The sequence below is a fragment of the Psychroflexus salarius genome, from assembly GCF_900129035.1.
GTDB classification, from domain to species: domain Bacteria; phylum Bacteroidota; class Bacteroidia; order Flavobacteriales; family Flavobacteriaceae; genus Psychroflexus; species Psychroflexus salarius.
The window spans coordinates 1-18,847 of record NZ_FQTW01000003.1 but is presented as its reverse complement, the minus strand read 5'-3'; the positions used below and the strand labels follow the sequence as shown (position 1 = coordinate 18,847).

Sequence of the window (18,847 nt, the reverse complement as noted above, 5' to 3'; positions counted from 1 at the left end):
AAAACGCCCGCTATTATTACAGCGGGCGTTTCACTAACTAACCTAACTAATCATGAAAAAAACTTAATCTTTAGGATCTAAAATATTTTCTACGCGTTTTACGGCGTCTCTAATGTGGTAAAGTGTCATCGTATCATTAGTACGTCTAGCAGCACGTCTTAAATCTCTAAGTAAGCTATTAAGTTCGCCTCTTACTAATGGTCTAATATCACTTGTTTCAACATCAATATTACTTTGGTTGATGTAAGCTCTATATTGTGAAGGGATAGAACGCTGCTCTTCGGTCATGAGTTCATGCATACGTTTAATGTAAGAACGTTGTAAGTTACGTCGAGCACGTGAAATAGTTTGTCCTGACCTTAACTCTTTAAATAAGCCTTCTCTTAAGTCGCCCATCATTTCAAGAGCTGAATAAGCGTCTTCATTTAATTCTTCATTTTCCATCATACGAGCAAAACGCCCAAAATCAAGTAAGTTATCTAATGTACGTTCTTGGTAAGCTGTTAAGCGTTCCACATAACCATCAAATTGAATTTTATTAAAAATTTCATCATCAAGTAGCCATTGTGGTGTCTCGAATAGTTGTTCATTTAAAAATTCAATTGCTCTTACTTGCTTATCACGAGGTGTATGAACGTATACAGCGCCATCTTGATCATAAGTTTTGTAATACTCATAAACACCACCAACATTAGCAGTAACATGACCCATGTAGCGGTTATATTGACCAAAAACTTGACTGTATAAATCTTCTAAATCATCATAGTTTTTACCGTCTTCAGCTGTCCACTCGATTAAATTTGGGACAATACGTTTTAAGTTTTCAATACCCAATTCAGATGCGCGCATGGAGTCATCTCCTAAATCTTCAGTTTGTGAACTAGGGTCAATAACACCACCGATTTGTTGTTTACCAAAACGGTACATTGGGTTGCCAGCTTTTTCTAAAATCCATTGATCCAAAACAGGTTTTTCTTCTTTACCAACTTTATCTAAAATTGGGCGGTAACCCCATTTAATAGAGTACTTATCATAAGGACCGATGTTTGGCATTAAGGCCACATCGCCATCACCTGGCTGAGCAATATAGTTAAATCTTGCATAATCCATAATAGATGGCGCAGTACCATATTTTTTAGTAAATTCTGGATCACGTAAATCTTCAACTTTATAAGCAACACTACTACCCATGTTATGTGGTAAGCCTAAAGTGTGACCAACTTCATGAGCCGATACAAAACGTATTAAACGCCCCATAACTTCATTTTTAAACTCAACACCTCTAGCTTCTGGATTAATTGCTGCTGTTTGTACAAAAAACCAGTTTCTTAGTAAAGTCATTACATTATGATACCAATTAATGTCTGATTCTAATATTTCACCAGAACGCGGATCTGAGACGTGTGGACCATTAGCATTAGGTATTGGAGAAGCTAAATAGCGTACAACTGAATAGCGAACATCTTCTGGGCTCCAATCTGGATCTTCTTCTTTAGTAGGTGGATCTTTAGCGATAATGGCATTTTTAAAACCTGCCGCTTCAAAGGCTACTTGCCAATCTTCAATACCTTGTTTGATGTATTTACGCCATTGTTGAGGTGTGGCACGATCAATATAATAAACAATAGGTTTTTTAGGTTCTACTAATTCACCTCGCTTAAACTTTTCAATATCTTCTTCTTTCACTTCTAGTCTCCAGCGGTCAAGGTATTCAACTGTTTTAGACTTTTGTGCCGGAAGACCATAATCGGTTTGGCGACTTGTAAACCAACCGACGCGTTGGTCGAAGTAACGACGTTCCATAGGTTCTTTACTCAATAAAATCATCGAGTTGCTGAATTGTAAAGACACAGAACCTGTACTTGAGTTAGATGGTGGTTGGCCAGCATTATAGGTTTTAACGTGTCTAATTTCAATATTTTTAGGGTAGCTTCTAATCGTGTCTATGTAAGATCTTGATTTATCTAAGCGCGAAATTTTATAAGGTCTTCGGCTTCTTTTCTGTAAACCTATTGCTTGCACATCATCAGTAAACAATTTAGTTACATCAACAACAGTGTTATTATTGATAGAGTCTTTTTTATAAGCTTTCACATCGAAGCTGTATAAAATAGGTTCAAAATTAGAGTTAACAACAGCTTCATGAACAGGTAAAGAATCATTAGCAACAACTTGATACGAAACAACTCTTAGATGAACTTTATCACCTTTTCGCTGCCATCTTAATACTTGTTCGTTTTGTTTACCACCACCAAAACCGATGCCGCGAGCGGTCTTAGCGATTCTTGTAACCATTAACATTTCCCGATTAAAAAGTGAGTCTGGAATTTCAAAGAAGTAATTATCCTTGACTTGGTGAACATCGAAAAGTCCTTTGTCTGTTTTGGCTGATTTGGTAATTACCTTAGAATAAGGCTTAATGTCGCCCTTAGAAGGCCTTTTTGCTTGAGCATTTGCAGAAGATTTAGCTTTTGTTTTTCCCTTAAAAATAGAACAGGAATTAAACGAAAGCATTAAAACTGCTACAAATGATAAATAAATAATTTTTTTAAACATAAAAGTGCATTTTAGTTATCATGTAGATTTTTATGACAACTAAAATGCACTAAAGTTTAATGTTAATTGCTGAAATTGAATTTATTTAACAATAATTTTCTTGTTGAAGCTATTATCGTTGAATTGAATATTGACATTGTAGACACCAGCGCTTAAATTTTGGACTGCCTTTGTAGAGATCGTGTTGGTTTGAGCTGTTAGTGTTTCTTTAGAAATCTGTCTTCCAGCCATATCAACTAATTCTAGGGTAACTTCCTGGCCAGCGATTTGTGGGATATCGATATGCAGTATATCAGTGGCAGGATTAGGATAAACGCTAATGTTGTTTTCAGTGAGCTCATTAGTGTTTAAACTCACTTGCTCAAAAATCAATTCAAATCTAGTATTAGAGACACTTTCAGGAATACTTGAATTCGCTGTAAAGTTGTAAGTAAAAGCTTGACTTGTTGGTAATTCGACGATATCATTGGTGTAATGATCTTTTAATTTAATCTGTGTTTGATCAAGGTTACCAAGTTTAAGTTCAAGCTGGTAGTCGGTGTTTTTGTAATCCCAGATAAATAGTTGAATACTTTCATTAGGTTCAGGGATTTGTCTACGTTCAACGGCTAACCAGTTATTGTTATGTTCAATAGCGATTGATTCATCAGAATTCCAAAATTTTGGAGCGTCGTTATTTAAGACGGTATTATCAAAGTTTTGGTTAAGCATAATTTTAATACCATCAACGAGCTTAAAGCTATTGTCGTGCGCGCGTTTAAGATTAGCAGTAATTACACTAGTTTGGTCAATACTAAAGGTTTCGTTAGTCAAACTTTGATCAACCGCTTTTTTATAAGTTTCTTTAAATGTAAGGCTTGGAGCGGCTGCTGTATTTTTGATAAAAAAGGCTTGATTAGGTTGCAAAAACTTATTAGCCTCAGAACCAGAAGGCGTAGACGATCCGTTAGTTGTGGTTAAGTCAACAGTTGCATATCCACCACGTGTACCAAGTGTTGGGTCGTAGATATACATAAAAGATGAGCTTAAATTGTTAGCATCAGAACTTTCCAGTAAAGCTTTCATATCAACTTGTGCTTGATATGGATTAGCGACCAAGCTATATTGATCTATATCAGTTGCAAGGTTAGTGACATTTACATCACCAGTTTCTAATTCACCAGTAAAGCGAAGCGTTGTTGCAGAGCCTAATTGAAAGTTATTTACTCTTAAGTCAAGTTCACGGCCACCTCTTACTAATAATGAATAAGGATCACCGACATTAAAGCTTTGTGTATCTGTATTAGGTACAGAACCCCATTGTTGTGTTGCCTCATCCCAGCTAAACATAGATGGGTTTCCAGTGATGGTGGCATCAAAGCCATTAGCACCAACCGTAGAGCCAGTTACGTGAGTTCCAAATCCAGGTGTTTCACTAGTTCCTGTATAATCATCAATATTAGAGACACTATTGCCTTCTTGAACGTTATCTCTAATCGTTTCTTTACCACAGGTAACCGTTGTGTTAACAGAAGCTGCGGTATATCTAAAGGCACGATTACTAGCAGGGATATAACGTTCAACAATAACACATCCTGAAATAGTACTACCTGAAGCTACTTCAGATAAAACAGCAGTTCCAGATGCATTACTTTTAAAAGTTAAGAAATCACCACTTTGAATATTAAAGTCACCATTATCTAAATCTAAAGTTTCAAATAAATCGGCGTCATCAGTAAGTGTAACACCAGCAGAATTGTTAACACGAATATTAGTAAAACTACCAGCGTCGGAACCATCACCATCGATTGATTGAGCAGAATTGCCATCAAATACGACATAACCATCACCGTCGAAATCACCATTATTAGTGAGGTTACCCTTTACATTAAGAGTATTTCCGTCATTAACACTAACGGTAAATGTAGGGTCTACAATTAGGTTGTTAACCGCTTGATTAGAGCTAACAGTTGAATTAGCTCGGATAATAGCATTATTATCTAAGGTTGGTACGAGGTCAAAATTCCAATTGGAAGCTGTTGACCAGTCACCTGCAACATCTTGAATAAAATCACATCCACTAACTACCGTATCATCAGTTACTGATGAAAGATTTGTACCATCATAACCAGCGGCAATAACTAAACCGTCTGAATCTACACTTGGTGTTCCAGTTCCGAATACGCCATCATCTCCACCGTCAGCATTATTGCTTTCGTAATATTCATTAGCATCACTACAACCATCACCATCAGAATCTAAATCTAGATTATCAGGTATACCATCACCATCGGTATCAACGCACGGTTCTGGCGATGAGTATAAAATTGAAAAAGGAATAGATGTTTTTGAAATTGAAGGACTTTCATATAAAACTTCTAAAACTTCTAAACCAGCATTTTCATAATACAATATCTCAATGCTGTGAAAACCTTCACTTAAACTTACAACGCCCGACTCTTCTTGTACTGGGTGATCACCATCGTTATCGACTATTTCTACGCCGTCAATAAATAATTTAGATCCATCGTCTGAATTTGTATAAAAAGTATACGTGTCAGCAGTTGCAATTTTAATTTTTCCAGTATAGCGAATTGAGAAGGTTTCAGCACTACCAGTTGCAGCATTGGCAAGTGATGTTACATCAAAATCTGAAATTGTTCCAGTTTCATCCGCTCCTGTAGAAGGAATGTTGTCTACCGTTAGACCACTTGGCGCACTGTCATACAATTCATAACTTAATTCCCCAACTGTTTCTACAGCATTACATTCGTCAACATCTAAAATACCATCATTATCATCATCTAAGTCGTCTGGATCTAAAACGCCATCACCATCTGTATCTAATTGCACAGTAATAGACGGTATTGTCGTATTATTAGTTTCATCAGGGTCACGTAAATCACCATCAATGGTAGCTGAGTAAACATAATCGCCAGTGGCATTTACCGTAGCGACAACTTCAAGTGTTTCAGTGTCGCCAAAGTCTAGATCGCCAAGTGTCCATAAATCTGTACCAGAATCATAGGACCCAACACTTGGGCTGGCACTTACAAAACTATAGCCATCTGGTAAGAGTGCATCTAGATTAACGCCTGTAGCATTAGAAGTTCCTAAATTTTCAGCGGTAAATGTAAAGGTAACATTATCTCCTGGGTCAGGTGTAGTGTTACTTACAGAAGAAGAAATTTCTAAATTAGACTCTCCAACTGAAAACCCTAAATAGAAGGCATCACCTGCAGGATCAGTTGTATTGGCTGACCAGCTACCAGAGCCATTACCACGTAAATATGTTCTTAAAGTTAAACTTGTTAAGCCTTCACCATTTAAACGAACAGAACCCGAGCCAGCTGTTGCACCTGTAGCGCCAGGACTTGCATCGGCATGATTAATTTGGTTTCCAACCACTTCAAAAGGTGTTGTTCCTGATAAGCGTTCAAGTGTTACGCTAGTATTGGTATTCACAACGTCAAATTCTACTGAAAAATTAGTTCCACCTGAGGCGCCTCCTAGACCTGCAATATGAAGAATAGGATTATCAACCGGACGATCAAAGCTAATTTCGATATCATACATTTGAACACGGCTTGAAGTAGCAGGACCACCATTTAAGGTTGATGAGATAGCCATAAATTGGACACCTTGATTTTCTGTTACAGCTATTCCTGAACCTGCTACAGAGTTATAAGAGGTGAAATATTCATTAACAGCGCCACCAAATACGTTCATATCTTCAAGTATTGAGTTAGCAGCAGTCGTATAACCAATGGCACCTGTTGCTGAAGCTGCTAATCCTGAGAAATTATATTGGTGATTAGTGAGATTAAAATCTGCATTTAGTTCAGGCGTATAAGTAGAGAAAGTGTTAGCTGCAGGATTATCTTGGTTATTTCTAAACCGGATAGAGGTTGACTGTATTGGGCCATTTCCAGTAGGGTTACCATCACCTTGTGCAAATTCTAAAGCGCCGTCTTCTTCACAATATTCTATATCAACCGTATATTCAAATGTTGGTGAGCAAAAATTTATAACACTATCATATTGTATACGTAAACTTACACCAGGTGTACCACCACCAATGTCAATAACGCTAACAGTTTCGAAAATTGGAGCCGTTAAAGGCGCTAGTGTTCCGTTACACTGCAAACCAGTTTGCAATCCCGTAATAGCAGTTCCGCCGTTAATAGAAAGACTAAATACTTCTGTACCGCCATCCATATCTCCGTCAGCAAGTAGATTTGATACAGTGATTTGATCACCTATACTTACTCCTAATGATGATAAGTTAATATTTTGTGTGTCATCAACAGGTCCATCGCCGAGCTGACGAACAGATGTAGTTAGTGAATTACATTCTGCTTGAGCAAAAGTTTGAAAACTGTTTAATAGTAAAAAACCAAAAACAAAACTTAAAAACAATTTGTTAGGTAATATTGTTTTCATATTTAAAATTTTAATCGATATCATCTTTATCAAATGCAAAGATATGACTATGAGAAAATTAAGTGCTTTTAAAATTGCTAGACACCTATAAAAATTGCTATAAATAAGAAATTTTAAGGTTAAATTTTAATAACATGACAATAAATCTTAATAAATTTCAACTAAAATTTATGAGTGAAGTAGTATTTTAAATTTAAATGACTAATTAAAAAGTGCTAATAGTTTGGGTGTTTTAAATTTACAAGTATTGAATATAACCAATACCTACCCAAAAAATCCAATCATTATACTTGTTTCCACTGCTTGGGTTAAGGCCTTCAACCATATCATCAAAATAAACGTGCCAGCGGCCTTCTAAGTTAAGCTCACTCATCTCATCTAATTTGATTTTAGCACCAAGTTGAAAATTTAGAGCGCCAGTTGTTATGTTGGTGTTTGAAATTCTTGGTTCTTCACCTTGATCCCATAAAAATGTTGGCCAAGTATTATCAATAGAACCCAAACGGCCAGGTAAGCTGGTTTCATTATTAGGGTTGGCAAAAGCTACACCAATCCCTAAGCCGGCATAAGGCGTGATTTGGTTAGCGCTTGTTTCAAATTCTCTAATATCTTTCCAATACCATTCCAAACCTGTACCAATTTCAAACACAGATGCGCTACCTGTCATAGCGCGAAGTTTAAACGCATTATCGCTACCACCATTCACATAAACGCCATAATGTTCAAGATTGGTTTTATGAAAGCTAAGTTGAGTTCTTACTTTGAAATGCTGGTTAAAATAACGGTTATAGCGTGAACTGTATGCAAAATTTAAGTAATGACTTAAACCTATGCCAAAGCCTGTATTACCAAAGTTTGTTTCGGCATCACCACGCTCACCGTAGTCACCTCTAAAACCTACAGGACCTATCATTACACCTAATTCATGGTTAAGTTGTTGTGCTTTTGAAGTATTGAAACTTGACCATACAATTAAGATTAGGATGATTCGTAAAAGATTGGTTTTCATAATACTGTAATTAGTTCGACAAATATATAAAACTTTAATTAGCCAAAAAATAAAATTATGAACTGCGTAAAATTGAAAAAGTTTAATAAGCCGCCTTTTTTAAGACTTCAAATTATCATATCCTTAAAAATATATAGTAACTTTGCTAAATATTTAATTTAAACACTATTAAAATTGGTTTAATGGAAAATTTAATTCATGATTTTTTAGAAAAGGTGTCTGAGCGTAACGCTCACCAACCTGAGTTTCTTCAAGCTGTTGAAGAGGTTGCCGAAACAATAATTCCTTTTATACAGGAGAACGAAAAATATCAAAATAAAATGCTCTTAGAGCGAATGGTCGAGCCAGAACGCGTGGTTATGTTTCGCGTATCTTGGCTAGACGATCAAGGTCAAATTCAAGTTAACCGTGGCTTTAGAATTCAAATGAATTCAGCTATTGGTCCTTATAAAGGCGGACTTAGATTTCATCCATCGGTTAATTTAAGTATCTTAAAGTTTTTAGCTTTTGAACAAGTTTTCAAAAACAGCCTTACAACCTTACCAATGGGTGGCGGAAAAGGCGGTTCAGACTTTGATCCTAAGGGAAAATCAGACAATGAAGTCATGCGTTTTTGCCAAAGCTTTATGACCGAGCTTTACAGACATATAGGTGCAAATACCGATGTTCCTGCTGGTGATATTGGCGTTGGCGCTAGAGAAGTTGGCTTTATGTTTGGCCAGTATAAACGATTACAAAACGAATTTACAGGTATTTTAACTGGTAAAGGCTTCTCTTTTGGTGGTTCACTAATTAGACCAGAAGCTACTGGTTACGGCGTTGTTTATTTCACGCAAGAAATGCTTCAACGTAATAATGACGACTTAAAAGGTAAAAAAGTAGCTATTTCTGGTTCTGGAAACGTTGCGCAATATGCCTTCCAAAAAGCCATCCAGTTAGGTGCTATTGTTGTTACTTTATCTGACTCATCAGGATTTGTTTACAGTAAAGATGGCTTCCACTCTAAAGAATTCGACTTTTTACAAGCGCTCAAAAACGAAAGACGTGGTAGAATTCACGAAATGGCTGAAGAATTTGATCATGTTGAATTTTTTGAAGGTAAAAAACCTTGGGATGTTGGTACTGAAATTGATATTGCTTTGCCATGTGCCACACAAAATGAATTAAATGAAGACGATGCCTACAAGCTCGTTAATAAACAAGTAAAAATTGTTACAGAAGGTGCTAACATGCCATGTACACCTGAAGCTGTAGAACATTTCCATAAAGAAGGTGTTATCTTTGCGCCTGGAAAAGCTTCAAATGCTGGTGGTGTTGCCGTTTCTGGACTCGAAATGTCGCAAAACTCTATGCGTTACAATTGGACTGCTGAAGAAGTAGATAACAAACTAAAGCAAATCATGAGTGATATTCACGAAGCTTGTGTAAAATTCGGTCGTCAAGACCAAGCACCAGTTAATTACGTTAAAGGTGCAAATATCGCTGGCTTTGTAAAAGTTGCCGATGCTATGCTTGCTCAAGGCGCTGTTTAATTTCACAATAGTATAAATTTAAAAAAGCTCGACTTTGGTCGGGCTTTTTTTATAATATTTGTACACTTTTTAAGTTAATTAAGTATGAAGTTAAACCTCTATTTTATTTGCTGTATTTTTACTTTTAGCTATAGCAATGCACAAGAATTTAATCAAAATTGGGAAGGGCATTTTTCATACTTCAATGCCTCTGGGCTAAGTACTTCACCACAAAATATTTATGCTGCGGCCGAGAACGCTTACTTCACTTATAACACCATTAATACTTTTACCGAAACCACTTCAACTATTAACGGTTTATCTGGCGAAAAAATTTCAGCTATTTATCACTCTAATAGCTTTCAATTAACGGTTTTAGGTTACGAATCTGGACTCATTCAATTAGTGATGGATAATAATCAAAATGTCTTTTCTGTAGTTGATATTCTCAACAAAGTAAGTATTTCACCCAGCCAAAAGCGCATTAACCATTTTTTTGAATATGAAAATAAGCTCTATATTTCAACCGATTTTGGCATAGCCGTTTACAATTTAGAAAACTTAGAGTTTGGCGACTCCTTTTTTATCGGAAATAATGCTGCTCAACTACAAATTAACCAGACACAAGTCTTTAATAACACAATTTATGCTGCTTCAACCACAGGCGGAATCAGGTATGCAGCTGTTAACAACCCTGACTTAGTCGATTTTAATGAGTGGCAAAGTTTAGGTTCAGGCAGTTGGAAACAAATCCAAGCGACTGAAACACAGCTTTTCGCCATGCGTTTTGATAATCGTTTGTTTGAATTAAGCGGAACTAATTTGAGTTTAGTTGAAGCTTTTCCGCAAGAAGTTAGAGACTTTAGAGCCGAACAAAACCAAATCGTGCTTTGCTTTCCAGGCCAAGTTGAAGTTTACGATGCTAATTTTAACCTGCAGTTCTTTGTAAGTGACCTGCCTGAAACCAACCTTGATTTAAACACTGCCGTAAGCTTAAATAACGGTTTGTACCTAGCCGACCGTAATTTAGGCGTCTTAAAAATTTCCGATCAAAATCAAACTGATTTTGTTAACATTACACCAGACGGACCTTTATCAAATAAGGTTTTTAGTGTAGAAGTGCAACCTGGGCATATTTGGTGTGTTTATGGCGAATATACCCAGTTTTTTAACCCATTTCCTCTAACATCTCGTGGTGCAAGTCATTTTAGAAACGGAGAATGGTTTAATTTAAGTTTTGAAGATTTAGACCAAACCCGTGAACTTTCTGATATCACTTACGATCCTCAAAACTTCAATCGGGTTTTTTTAAGCAGTTATTTTGATGGTCTACTTGAAATTGAAGATGATGTTGTCGTTAATCACTATCAAGCTTCAAACTCAAATATCCAAGGTGTGCCTTCAAATATTAATGATAATCGCATTGGTGCATCTGCCTTTAATAATCAAGGTGATTTGTATTTTACCAATTCATTATCTGAATTTCCGCTTAAACAACTTTCAAGTTCAGGAACTATTCAAGGGCTAGACACTTCTGAAAGTTTTGTAACTGCCACAAATGAAGCTAGCAGTAAAATAGCCGTAGACCGTCAAGGTAATGCTTATTTTGCCTCGTTTAAAAACAGGTGTTATTGCTTTTGAAGCGGCTACTGGAAAATCAGGCGCCATAAACTCTAATATTGATGGTGTCGATTTTCCAGATGCTTTTAATGAAAACCCATCAATCACAGCCTTAGAGTTTGACCAAAATAATCGTTTATGGATTGGGACTAATGTGGGTTTAAGGGTCGCTTTTTCGCCAGCTGGTATTTTTGAAGAAGATCCTTTTGTTACAGTAGCACCTATCATTATTGAAGATGTTGATGGTCTCGCTCAAGAGTTGTTATTCGAGCAGTTTATAACCGACATTGCCATTGATGGCGCAAATAATAAGTGGATTGCCACAGCCGATTCTGGTGTGGTTCAGGTCTCGGCAAATGGTCAAGAGGTGCTCAATATTTTTACAGAAGATAATTCGCCTTTGCCTACAAACTCAGTGCGTTCGGTAAGTGTTGATCAAGACACAGGCGTTGTTTATTTTGGAACCACACAAGGCTTGGTGTCTTACAATACCAATATAACGGGTAGCAATGAAGATTTAGAAAACGTCCGTGTATTTCCTAATCCAGTTCGGCCTGGATATAATGGCTTGGTAACTATTGATGGTTTAATGGATGATGCTAATGTTAAGATTACAGATATTTCAGGTAATTTGGTTTACGAAGAAACTGTTAATGGCGGCACCATTCAATGGGATACGACGGCTTTTGGACGGCACAAGGTAGCTTCAGGTGTTTATTTAGTACTTATTACTGGCGCTGACCAAGTTGAAACCAAGGTGGCCAAAATCATGATTATTCGCTAATGCAAATTAAAACCACAGGTCTTGTTTTATCCACGGTTAAGTACAGCGAAGCCGATTTAATCGTGAGCATATTTACCAAAGAAAAAGGCGTGATTAGTTTCTTTTTAAAAGGAATTCGCAAAGCCAAACGTGCCAAGCTGAAGTCATCTCAATTTCAGCTTTTATCTTGTTTAGCACTAGATTTTACCTATCGTGATAACAAATCGATGCAATTTATTAAAGAAGCTAAAACTCACATTTCGCTTCAAAACCTTCAGCAGAATATCTACAAATCGACCATGTGTATGTTTTTAGCTGAAGTATTGAAGTTGAGCATACAAGAAGAAGAACAGAATCTTGCATTGTATCAATTTTTAGAAAGCAGTCTTCAAGACTTGGACCAAGCCACTACCTATGCCGATTTCCATTTACAATTTTTGGTCGAGCTAACACGATTTCTAGGCTTTTACCCTGAAATTAATCCTAATGGCTATGCTTACTTCAACCTAATAGAAGGTGCATTTCAATCTGAAGAATTATCTAAATACTGTATTAGTGGCAGCAATGTTCAAATTTTAGAACAGTGCTTAAATTCTTCAGATTTGTTTCAACCACTTCATCTTCACCAAAAAAAGCGTCAAGATTTTTTAGATATGCTACTGTATTATTACGAAATTCACTTAGATGGATTTCGCATTCCTAAATCAAAAGCGATTCTAGAACAAGTCTTTGCTTAAGCCAAACTTACGCGTAAAACTTCTTCGGTTTTTTCAATCTTAATTAGGGCTTTTTTTCGTAGAGATTTAGTGGTCTTATCCCATTTCTTGTTGCTTAAACCAGAGGCTTCTTTAAGTTTGTTGAGGTCTTGTGGCGATTCCTTTTGAAGTAAAGACATCACTTCTTTTTCCTCGTCGTTAAGCTCAACTTTTTTCTGCTCAGGCTTCATTTGTGGGAAAAACAAGACTTCTTGTATCGATGGATTGTTGGTGAGAAACATAATTAATCGATCGATGCCAATACCAAGTCCAGAAGTTGGAGGCATGCCATATTCTAAAGCTCTTAAAAAGTCTTCATCTATAAATTCACTAGCTTCATCATCACCTTTTTTAGCCAGTTTTAGTTGCTCTTCAAAACGTTCGCGCTGGTCGATTGGGTCGTTCAACTCAGAATAGGCATTGGCAATTTCTTTACCGCAAACCATGAGCTCAAAACGTTCAGTTAACCCTGGATTGTCGCGGTGTTCTTTACACAGCGGACTCATTTCTTTAGGGTAATCGGTGATAAAAGTAGGTTGTATGAAATTAGGCTCACATTTTTCACCAAAAATTTCATCAATCAATTTACCTTTTCCCATCGTATCATCAACTTCAATATCTAGATTTAAAGCGGCTTCACGAAGTTCGGCTTCGCTTTTTCCAGTGATATCAAAACCTGTATATTCTTTAATCGCATCAGTCATGGTAATGCGTTTGTATGGCGCTTTAAAGTCGACATGATGTTCTTTAAACTGCGCTTCAGTTGTGCCATTTACTGCTAAGGCGCAATGTTCTAATAATTGCTCGGTGAAATTCATCATCCAGTTGTAATCTTTGTAGGATACATAAATTTCCATAGCCGTGAATTCTGGATTATGAGTGCGGTCCATACCTTCATTTCTGAAGTTTTTTGAGAATTCATAAATGCCATCAAAGCCACCAACAATTAATCTTTTCAGATATAATTCATTCGCAATTCTTAAATATAAAGGAATGTCTAAGGCGTTGTGGTGTGTTACAAAAGGCCTTGCAGCGGCGCCACCAGCAATCGACTGTAAAATAGGCGTTTCGACTTCCATATAATCACGTTCGTTAAAAAATGAACGCATGGCATTAAATAATTTGGTACGCTTGACAAAAACCTCTTTAACTTTAGGGTTGACCACTAAGTCGGCATAGCGTTGGCGGTAGCGTTGCTCTGGATCATGAAAGCCATCATACTCGTTACCATCTTTATCAACTTTTGGGAGTGGTAAAGGTTTTAAAGCTTTGCTAAGTAAGCTAAAGGTTTTCACCATAATGGTTTTTTCGCCCACTTGCGTAGTGAATAATTCGCCTTCAATCCCAATAAAGTCACCAATATCCAGTAGTTTTTTGTAAACATCGTTATACAAGCTTTTGTCTTCACCTGGGCAAATTTCGTCTCGGTTAAAGTAAACTTGAATGCGACCTTCGCTGTCTTGTAGCTCTGCAAATGAGGCTTTACCTTGAATACGACGTGACATGAGTCGGCCAGCGACAATTACAGATTCACCTTCTTTAAAATTAGATTTAATCTGTTGAGATGTGTGCGATAACTTAAACTCTTCTGCAGGATAAGGATTAATCCCTAATTCGCGAAGTTTAGTTAGTTTATCACGTCTAATCTGTTCTTGTTCTGTTAATGGCATGTCGTCTCAAATTTAGGGCGCAAAGATACGTAGATTTCGCTAAAAATCAAGTCTAAACAAGTATCATCATTGTGCTAATGATTACCTGTTTTTAATAGTTAAATCCTTTTTATCTTTTCAGCGTAAAATTAGCTTTAAAACGTTTTGGTTCACCCGTTTTAAGGTCTTTATAGTTTAGGATAAACCAATAATCATTAGCTGGCATTGCTTTACCATTAAAAGTGCCGTCCCAAGTATTATTACTGGAGTCGAGTTTTTTTAGAAGTTTTCCATAACGATCAAAAATAAACACTTTTGCATCGGGCAAATTTGTAATCGACCAAGTATCATTAAATCCGTCGTTATTAGGAGTAAAAAACTCAGGATAATTTAATAGTAAAACGCTTTTGATGTTTTGACCACAACCGGCTAAACTTCTGCCAATGACTTGAATTTCGCCACCAGGTAAGTTTGAAAAAATTAGCTGGCTTTCACCTTGATAACTTTGCCAATTTTGACTATTGACGGAAAACTCAAAGTCACCAACACCTTGAATATTTGTAATTTCGATGCTGTTATTCTGATTAAAATTTTGACCTATCACATTAACTTCAAAATCAGGAATTGAACTTTCAATCACTTCTGCTACATAACTGGTTTGGCAATTGGTTGTAATCTCGGTCACGATAACTTCATAGAATCCAGCTTCTTGCACTTGAAGGCTGCTTCCTGTAAAGTTTAAAATGTTACCATCTAAAAACCATTCAAATGTATAATCAGTTTCATTCAGTTGGGTGTTGAGTATGGGCGCACTGATAATGGTGTTGGTTAAAAAATCTACACAAATGACTAAATCTTCACCTTGGTAAAAATCAATAATAGGTATGTTTGCTACCTGTATTGTGATGATAGTTTGCGTAGTAGAAGCGCAACCAGAGACTGGATCAACTACTTCAGCGATCACTTGAGTGGTGTTGGCATCGATTAAAAAATTATTGGGTTGGTTAATTGGCAAGTTGTTATCAAAATCAGTTTGACTTTGATAATAAACCACATCATGCTCAGGATTGATCTTTATATCGCTATCGAACTCAGTGAGATTAATAAAAATACCATTACTGACATCATCACAGAGATTGACCGTTAAAGGCTGATCGTTAATTGTTGGGCTTTGTGGCATAATAAGGTCAGCACTAAAATTATTGTTTAAAACATTAGCTTCATTAATAGGTTGTGAGTCATCTTCAAGCGTATTTGCTTTTAGGATTAAAGTTGTGTTATTTGGGATTTGTGGAGGAATATCAAGCGTTAAAAACTGAGTTTCAGAACCGTTAACAGGAATGATATTTTGGGTAAAAAAAGTGTCTAAAAATACTTCTTCATTATTGTCATCCAGCACAAAAACAGAAACGGGCGTATTGGCTGGTAAAAGGTCGCTGGAATTAAGATTATAAACAGTCGCTTCAAAGCTAAGACTTTGCGCATTACAATTACCTATACCCGAAAAGTTAGTTAATTGTACCGTGGCATCAGGCAATTCTGAGCGGGTCACAGTCACCACATTTTGAATAAAACGTTCTGGTACAGACGTAAATGTCAAAGTTGCATCTGTATCTCCAACAGCTATAAAATTAGAAATATCAAACACATCTAAATCCATGTTCCATAAATCTGTAGCTCCCGTATAAGAGTTAGTGCCGTTAAAGGGATTGTCAACAGGATTTAAAAGCGGGTTGCTTAATAAATTGCCATTAAAAGAAATACTTTCGTTAAAAAATATATTAGGGCTTCCATTCCATGCTAAGTATGCTAATCTTGCATTTTGAGTATTCACTATATTAAGATTATTTATACTAATGTCACTAAAGGCATTATCTTCATAACCATAAACAGAAGCTAAACCATCATAAATATTAATCTGTTGTGTGGGTAAAGTAGAATCTTGATAAATGACTAATAATGACCAACCACTAAAATATATGCCGTTAGCACAGTATTCAGTTATTATATTGTTCAATTCAAGATCATCAAAAGTATATATTCCATTACCAGTTAATGTTATTTGATTTGTTACATTTTTAAAGCTTCCGTAGTAAAAATTAAAACTAAACTGTTGTGGATCTACAACATTTATCTCGTCTGCAAATAATGATTGCCCATTTAATTGAATTTCTGGATCAAACAAACCATCTCCGATACCCGACCAATATAAATAAGCAGCCACTATGCTTTGATTAGGCTCAAGTGATAATTCTGCAGATGATTGGGAAAGCATTTGACAGGGTGGAGGTGGAGAAGATAAATTATCAAATTCATTTAATGTATTACCAATAACGACATAATCATATTGTCCATTAAATTGAGCTCTGAGTTCAAGTGGAACAGTTGTGGGTACTTGAGCATTAATATTTAAGACTATTAGAAATGAAAAAGACAAATAAAAATATGTGAAATAATTATGACTCATGTTAATCAAATATAATTAATTTAATTAATTTCATAAGCTGATTTTGAACCAGGGATTTATTTATAAAGTTTGGTAAGTGGTAGTAGTGAGATTATCACCAAGAAAATGATTATTAAGTAAACACAAGAAATTTTACTATAAAAATCTATCATTAATTTGATGGATTTTTTTCATTTAAAACCTTTTCAACAACAAAGCTTTTATATTTGCTTAAAACATATTGATGAAAGTTTTACATCTCGATCAAAATCATCCTGCATTAGCTGAAGGTTTAGCCCAACTCGGTTTTGAAAATCACATGGATTATAACAGTTCAAAAACCGCCATTGAAGCCAAAATCCAAGATTATCAAGGCTTGATTATTCGCAGTCGCTTTCCTTTAGATGCTACTTTTTTACAAAAAGCCACTCAACTTAAATTTATCGGCCGTGTTGGTGCAGGTTTAGAAAACATCGATCTTTCAGTAGCAAAAAAAATGGGCATCACTTGCTTTAATGCGCCGGAAGGTAACCGCAATGCCGTTGGCGAGCATGCTTTGGGTTTGTTGTTAAGTTTGTTTAATAAATTACATACGGCTCATGTTGAGGTACAATCAGGATTGTGGCAACGCGAAGCAAACCGTGGTCTTGAAATTGAAGGAAAAACCATCGGCCTGATTGGTTACGGCAATATGGGAAAAGCCTTTGCGAAAGTTCTTCGCGGCTTCGACTGTGAAGTGTTGTTTTATGATATAAAAGAAAACATTGCAGATGAGAATGCCACACAAGTCGACCTCCAAACTTTACAAGAAAATGTAGATGTGTTGAGTTTGCATACGCCATTGACTGAGCTCACTGAAAAGATGGTCAATGCTGAATTTATTTCGAGATTTAAAAAGAATTTTTGGCTTATCAACACCGCAAGAGGGAAATCTGTTGTCACTAAAGATTTGGTTGAAGCTTTAAAATCCGGGAAGATTTTAGGCGCAGGTTTAGATGTCTTAGAATTTGAAAAATCGTCTTTTGAAGACTTTTTTACTCAAAAGAATTTACCAGCCGAATTTAACTATTTAACGAAAGCTAAAAATGTAATTTTAACACCACACATTGCTGGTTGGACGCAAGAAAGCAATTATAAACTTGCCAAAACTATTGTAGACAAGGTTGCCGCACATTTTAGTAATGAAGTTTAGCACGGCGACTAAAAAATAAAATATTAAATTACATTTGTAACTTACAATTTTTTAACCGATGAATTTAAAGAAAGCCAGCCTAATTATTGCCATTATTCTAATTATAGATCAATTGTCTAAAATTTACATTAAAACCAGTTTTAGGTTAGGCGAATCGGTTGAAGTCTTTTCTTGGTTTAAAATCTTATTCATCGAAAATGAAGGCATGGCTTGGGGCGCAAAAATACCTGGTAGCTATGGTAAAATTATCCTCACCGTGTTTCGCTTATTTGCCATTGTCGCTATTGGCTACTGGCTATTAGATGTAATTAAAAAAAATAAGCCAAAAGTCTTAGCTTGGGCCATTGCTTTAATCTTTGCTGGCGCCTTGGGTAATATTATCGATTCGGTGTTTTACGGTGTTGTTTTTGACGGCAGTTATGGTCAGGTTGCTACTTTATTTGCTGAACAACCGTATGGCGAATGGCTGAAAGGCAACGTGGTCGATATGCTGTATTTTCCATTATACGACGGTATATTACCCGAATGGTTACCGATTTGGGGTGGCGAGCGTTTTGTGTTTTTTGAGCCTGTATTTAACATTGCCGACACCGCCATTAGCACCGGCTTTGGGTTATTATTAGTCTTTAATAAAAAGGCGTTTCCTAAAGAAGAGAAGTAAGTTGCTTCAGCTCAGATGCTTTTATAGAAACATACTTGAAAAAGACCTTTACACCGCATATTTTGTTAATAGGCTTCAAAAATGGCTAGTCAAAAAATTTATTTTTAAAGGTTTTGTTATAAATTTTTCATATATTTAACAAATAATCAAACCTAACTATTATGAAACTGTCACTCCCTGATATAGGTTGACCGTTTTAAACCCATTTTAAAGATGATAAAAAGCGGAAAGCGTTTAGGGCCCCGAAAGATTTATTCAGAAGA

The 18,847-nt window shown here is 36.1% G+C and carries 11 protein-coding genes; 6 read left to right on the top strand and 5 right to left on the bottom strand.

What is annotated here, in order from left to right; translation table 11 throughout:
* Nucleotides 1-63: 63 nt before the first annotated feature.
* The 3 genes from BUB82_RS04785 to BUB82_RS04775 form a co-directional block, all read right to left on the bottom strand.
* Nucleotides 64-2,556: a zinc-dependent metalloprotease gene (locus BUB82_RS04785; protein WP_073192470.1), complete on the bottom strand. Its 2,493-nt coding sequence runs from the start codon at nucleotides 2,554-2,556 to the stop codon at nucleotides 64-66.
* An 81-nt stretch (nucleotides 2,557-2,637) separates the two neighbouring features.
* Nucleotides 2,638-6,978 (bottom strand): PA14 domain-containing protein, encoded by a 4,341-nt coding sequence (locus BUB82_RS04780; protein WP_073192469.1) that lies wholly within the window; start codon nucleotides 6,976-6,978, stop codon nucleotides 2,638-2,640.
* A gap of 238 nt (nucleotides 6,979-7,216) precedes the next feature.
* The gene (locus BUB82_RS04775) at nucleotides 7,217-7,987 is read right to left on the bottom strand and encodes a THC0290_0291 family protein (protein WP_073192468.1); all 771 of its coding nucleotides are present in this window, start codon (nucleotides 7,985-7,987) and stop codon (nucleotides 7,217-7,219) included.
* Between the two features lie 182 nt (nucleotides 7,988-8,169).
* On the opposite strand from BUB82_RS04775, the gene gdhA reads away from it, so the two are divergent.
* From gdhA to recO, 4 genes are all read left to right on the top strand, one after another.
* On the top strand, nucleotides 8,170-9,519 hold the full coding sequence (gene gdhA, locus BUB82_RS04770) for an NADP-specific glutamate dehydrogenase (protein ID WP_073192467.1): 1,350 nt from the start codon (nucleotides 8,170-8,172) through the stop codon (nucleotides 9,517-9,519).
* Nucleotides 9,520-9,603: 84 nt separating this feature from the next.
* Nucleotides 9,604-11,139 (top strand): type IX secretion system anionic LPS delivery protein PorZ, encoded by a 1,536-nt coding sequence (gene porZ / locus BUB82_RS04765; RefSeq protein ID WP_234949760.1) that lies wholly within the window; start codon nucleotides 9,604-9,606, stop codon nucleotides 11,137-11,139.
* On the top strand, nucleotides 11,096-11,902 hold the full coding sequence (gene porZ / locus BUB82_RS11875) for a type IX secretion system anionic LPS delivery protein PorZ (protein WP_234949759.1): 807 nt from the start codon (nucleotides 11,096-11,098) through the stop codon (nucleotides 11,900-11,902). Before porZ (BUB82_RS04765) ends, porZ (BUB82_RS11875) begins: the two co-directional genes overlap by 44 nt.
* Nucleotides 11,902-12,618, top strand: coding sequence for a DNA repair protein RecO (gene recO / locus BUB82_RS04760; protein WP_073192466.1), 717 nt, complete (start codon nucleotides 11,902-11,904; stop codon nucleotides 12,616-12,618). The genes porZ (BUB82_RS11875) and recO overlap by 1 nt, the downstream gene beginning before the upstream one ends.
* Here recO and lysS read toward each other — a convergent pair.
* Nucleotides 12,615-14,306: a lysine--tRNA ligase gene (gene lysS / locus BUB82_RS04755; RefSeq protein ID WP_073192465.1), complete on the bottom strand. Its 1,692-nt coding sequence runs from the start codon at nucleotides 14,304-14,306 to the stop codon at nucleotides 12,615-12,617. The genes recO and lysS overlap by 4 nt on opposite strands.
* A gap of 109 nt (nucleotides 14,307-14,415) precedes the next feature.
* Nucleotides 14,416-16,752, bottom strand: a complete 2,337-nt coding sequence (locus BUB82_RS04750; protein WP_073192464.1) for a T9SS type B sorting domain-containing protein — start codon at nucleotides 16,750-16,752, stop codon at nucleotides 14,416-14,418.
* Between the two features lie 223 nt (nucleotides 16,753-16,975).
* Between BUB82_RS04750 and BUB82_RS04745 the strand changes: the two genes are divergently transcribed.
* On the top strand, nucleotides 16,976-17,923 hold the full coding sequence (locus tag BUB82_RS04745; protein ID WP_073192463.1) for a 2-hydroxyacid dehydrogenase: 948 nt from the start codon (nucleotides 16,976-16,978) through the stop codon (nucleotides 17,921-17,923).
* Between the two features lie 58 nt (nucleotides 17,924-17,981).
* Nucleotides 17,982-18,584 carry a lipoprotein signal peptidase gene (locus tag BUB82_RS04740; RefSeq protein WP_073192462.1) on the top strand — a complete coding sequence of 201 codons (603 nt, stop codon included), beginning with the start codon at nucleotides 17,982-17,984 and terminating at the stop codon, nucleotides 18,582-18,584.
* The last annotated feature ends 263 nt before the right edge of the window (nucleotides 18,585-18,847 follow it).

Excerpts from the sequence above, each read along its gene's own strand:
- BUB82_RS04785 (WP_073192470.1), bottom strand. The coding sequence starts at position 2,556 with ATGTTTAAAAAAATTATTTATTTATCATTTGTAGCAGTTTTAATGCTT.
- BUB82_RS04780 (WP_073192469.1), bottom strand. The coding sequence starts at position 6,978 with ATGAAAACAATATTACCTAACAAATTGTTTTTAAGTTTTGTTTTTGGT.
- BUB82_RS04775 (WP_073192468.1), bottom strand. The coding sequence starts at position 7,987 with ATGAAAACCAATCTTTTACGAATCATCCTAATCTTAATTGTATGGTCA.
- gdhA (WP_073192467.1), top strand. The coding sequence starts at position 8,170 with ATGGAAAATTTAATTCATGATTTTTTAGAAAAGGTGTCTGAGCGTAAC.
- porZ (WP_234949760.1), top strand. The coding sequence starts at position 9,604 with ATGAAGTTAAACCTCTATTTTATTTGCTGTATTTTTACTTTTAGCTAT.
- porZ (WP_234949759.1), top strand. The coding sequence starts at position 11,096 with ATGCTTATTTTGCCTCGTTTAAAAACAGGTGTTATTGCTTTTGAAGCG.
- recO (WP_073192466.1), top strand. The coding sequence starts at position 11,902 with ATGCAAATTAAAACCACAGGTCTTGTTTTATCCACGGTTAAGTACAGC.
- lysS (WP_073192465.1), bottom strand. The coding sequence starts at position 14,306 with ATGCCATTAACAGAACAAGAACAGATTAGACGTGATAAACTAACTAAA.
- BUB82_RS04750 (WP_073192464.1), bottom strand. The coding sequence starts at position 16,752 with ATGAGTCATAATTATTTCACATATTTTTATTTGTCTTTTTCATTTCTA.
- BUB82_RS04745 (WP_073192463.1), top strand. The coding sequence starts at position 16,976 with ATGAAAGTTTTACATCTCGATCAAAATCATCCTGCATTAGCTGAAGGT.
- BUB82_RS04740 (WP_073192462.1), top strand. The coding sequence starts at position 17,982 with ATGAATTTAAAGAAAGCCAGCCTAATTATTGCCATTATTCTAATTATA.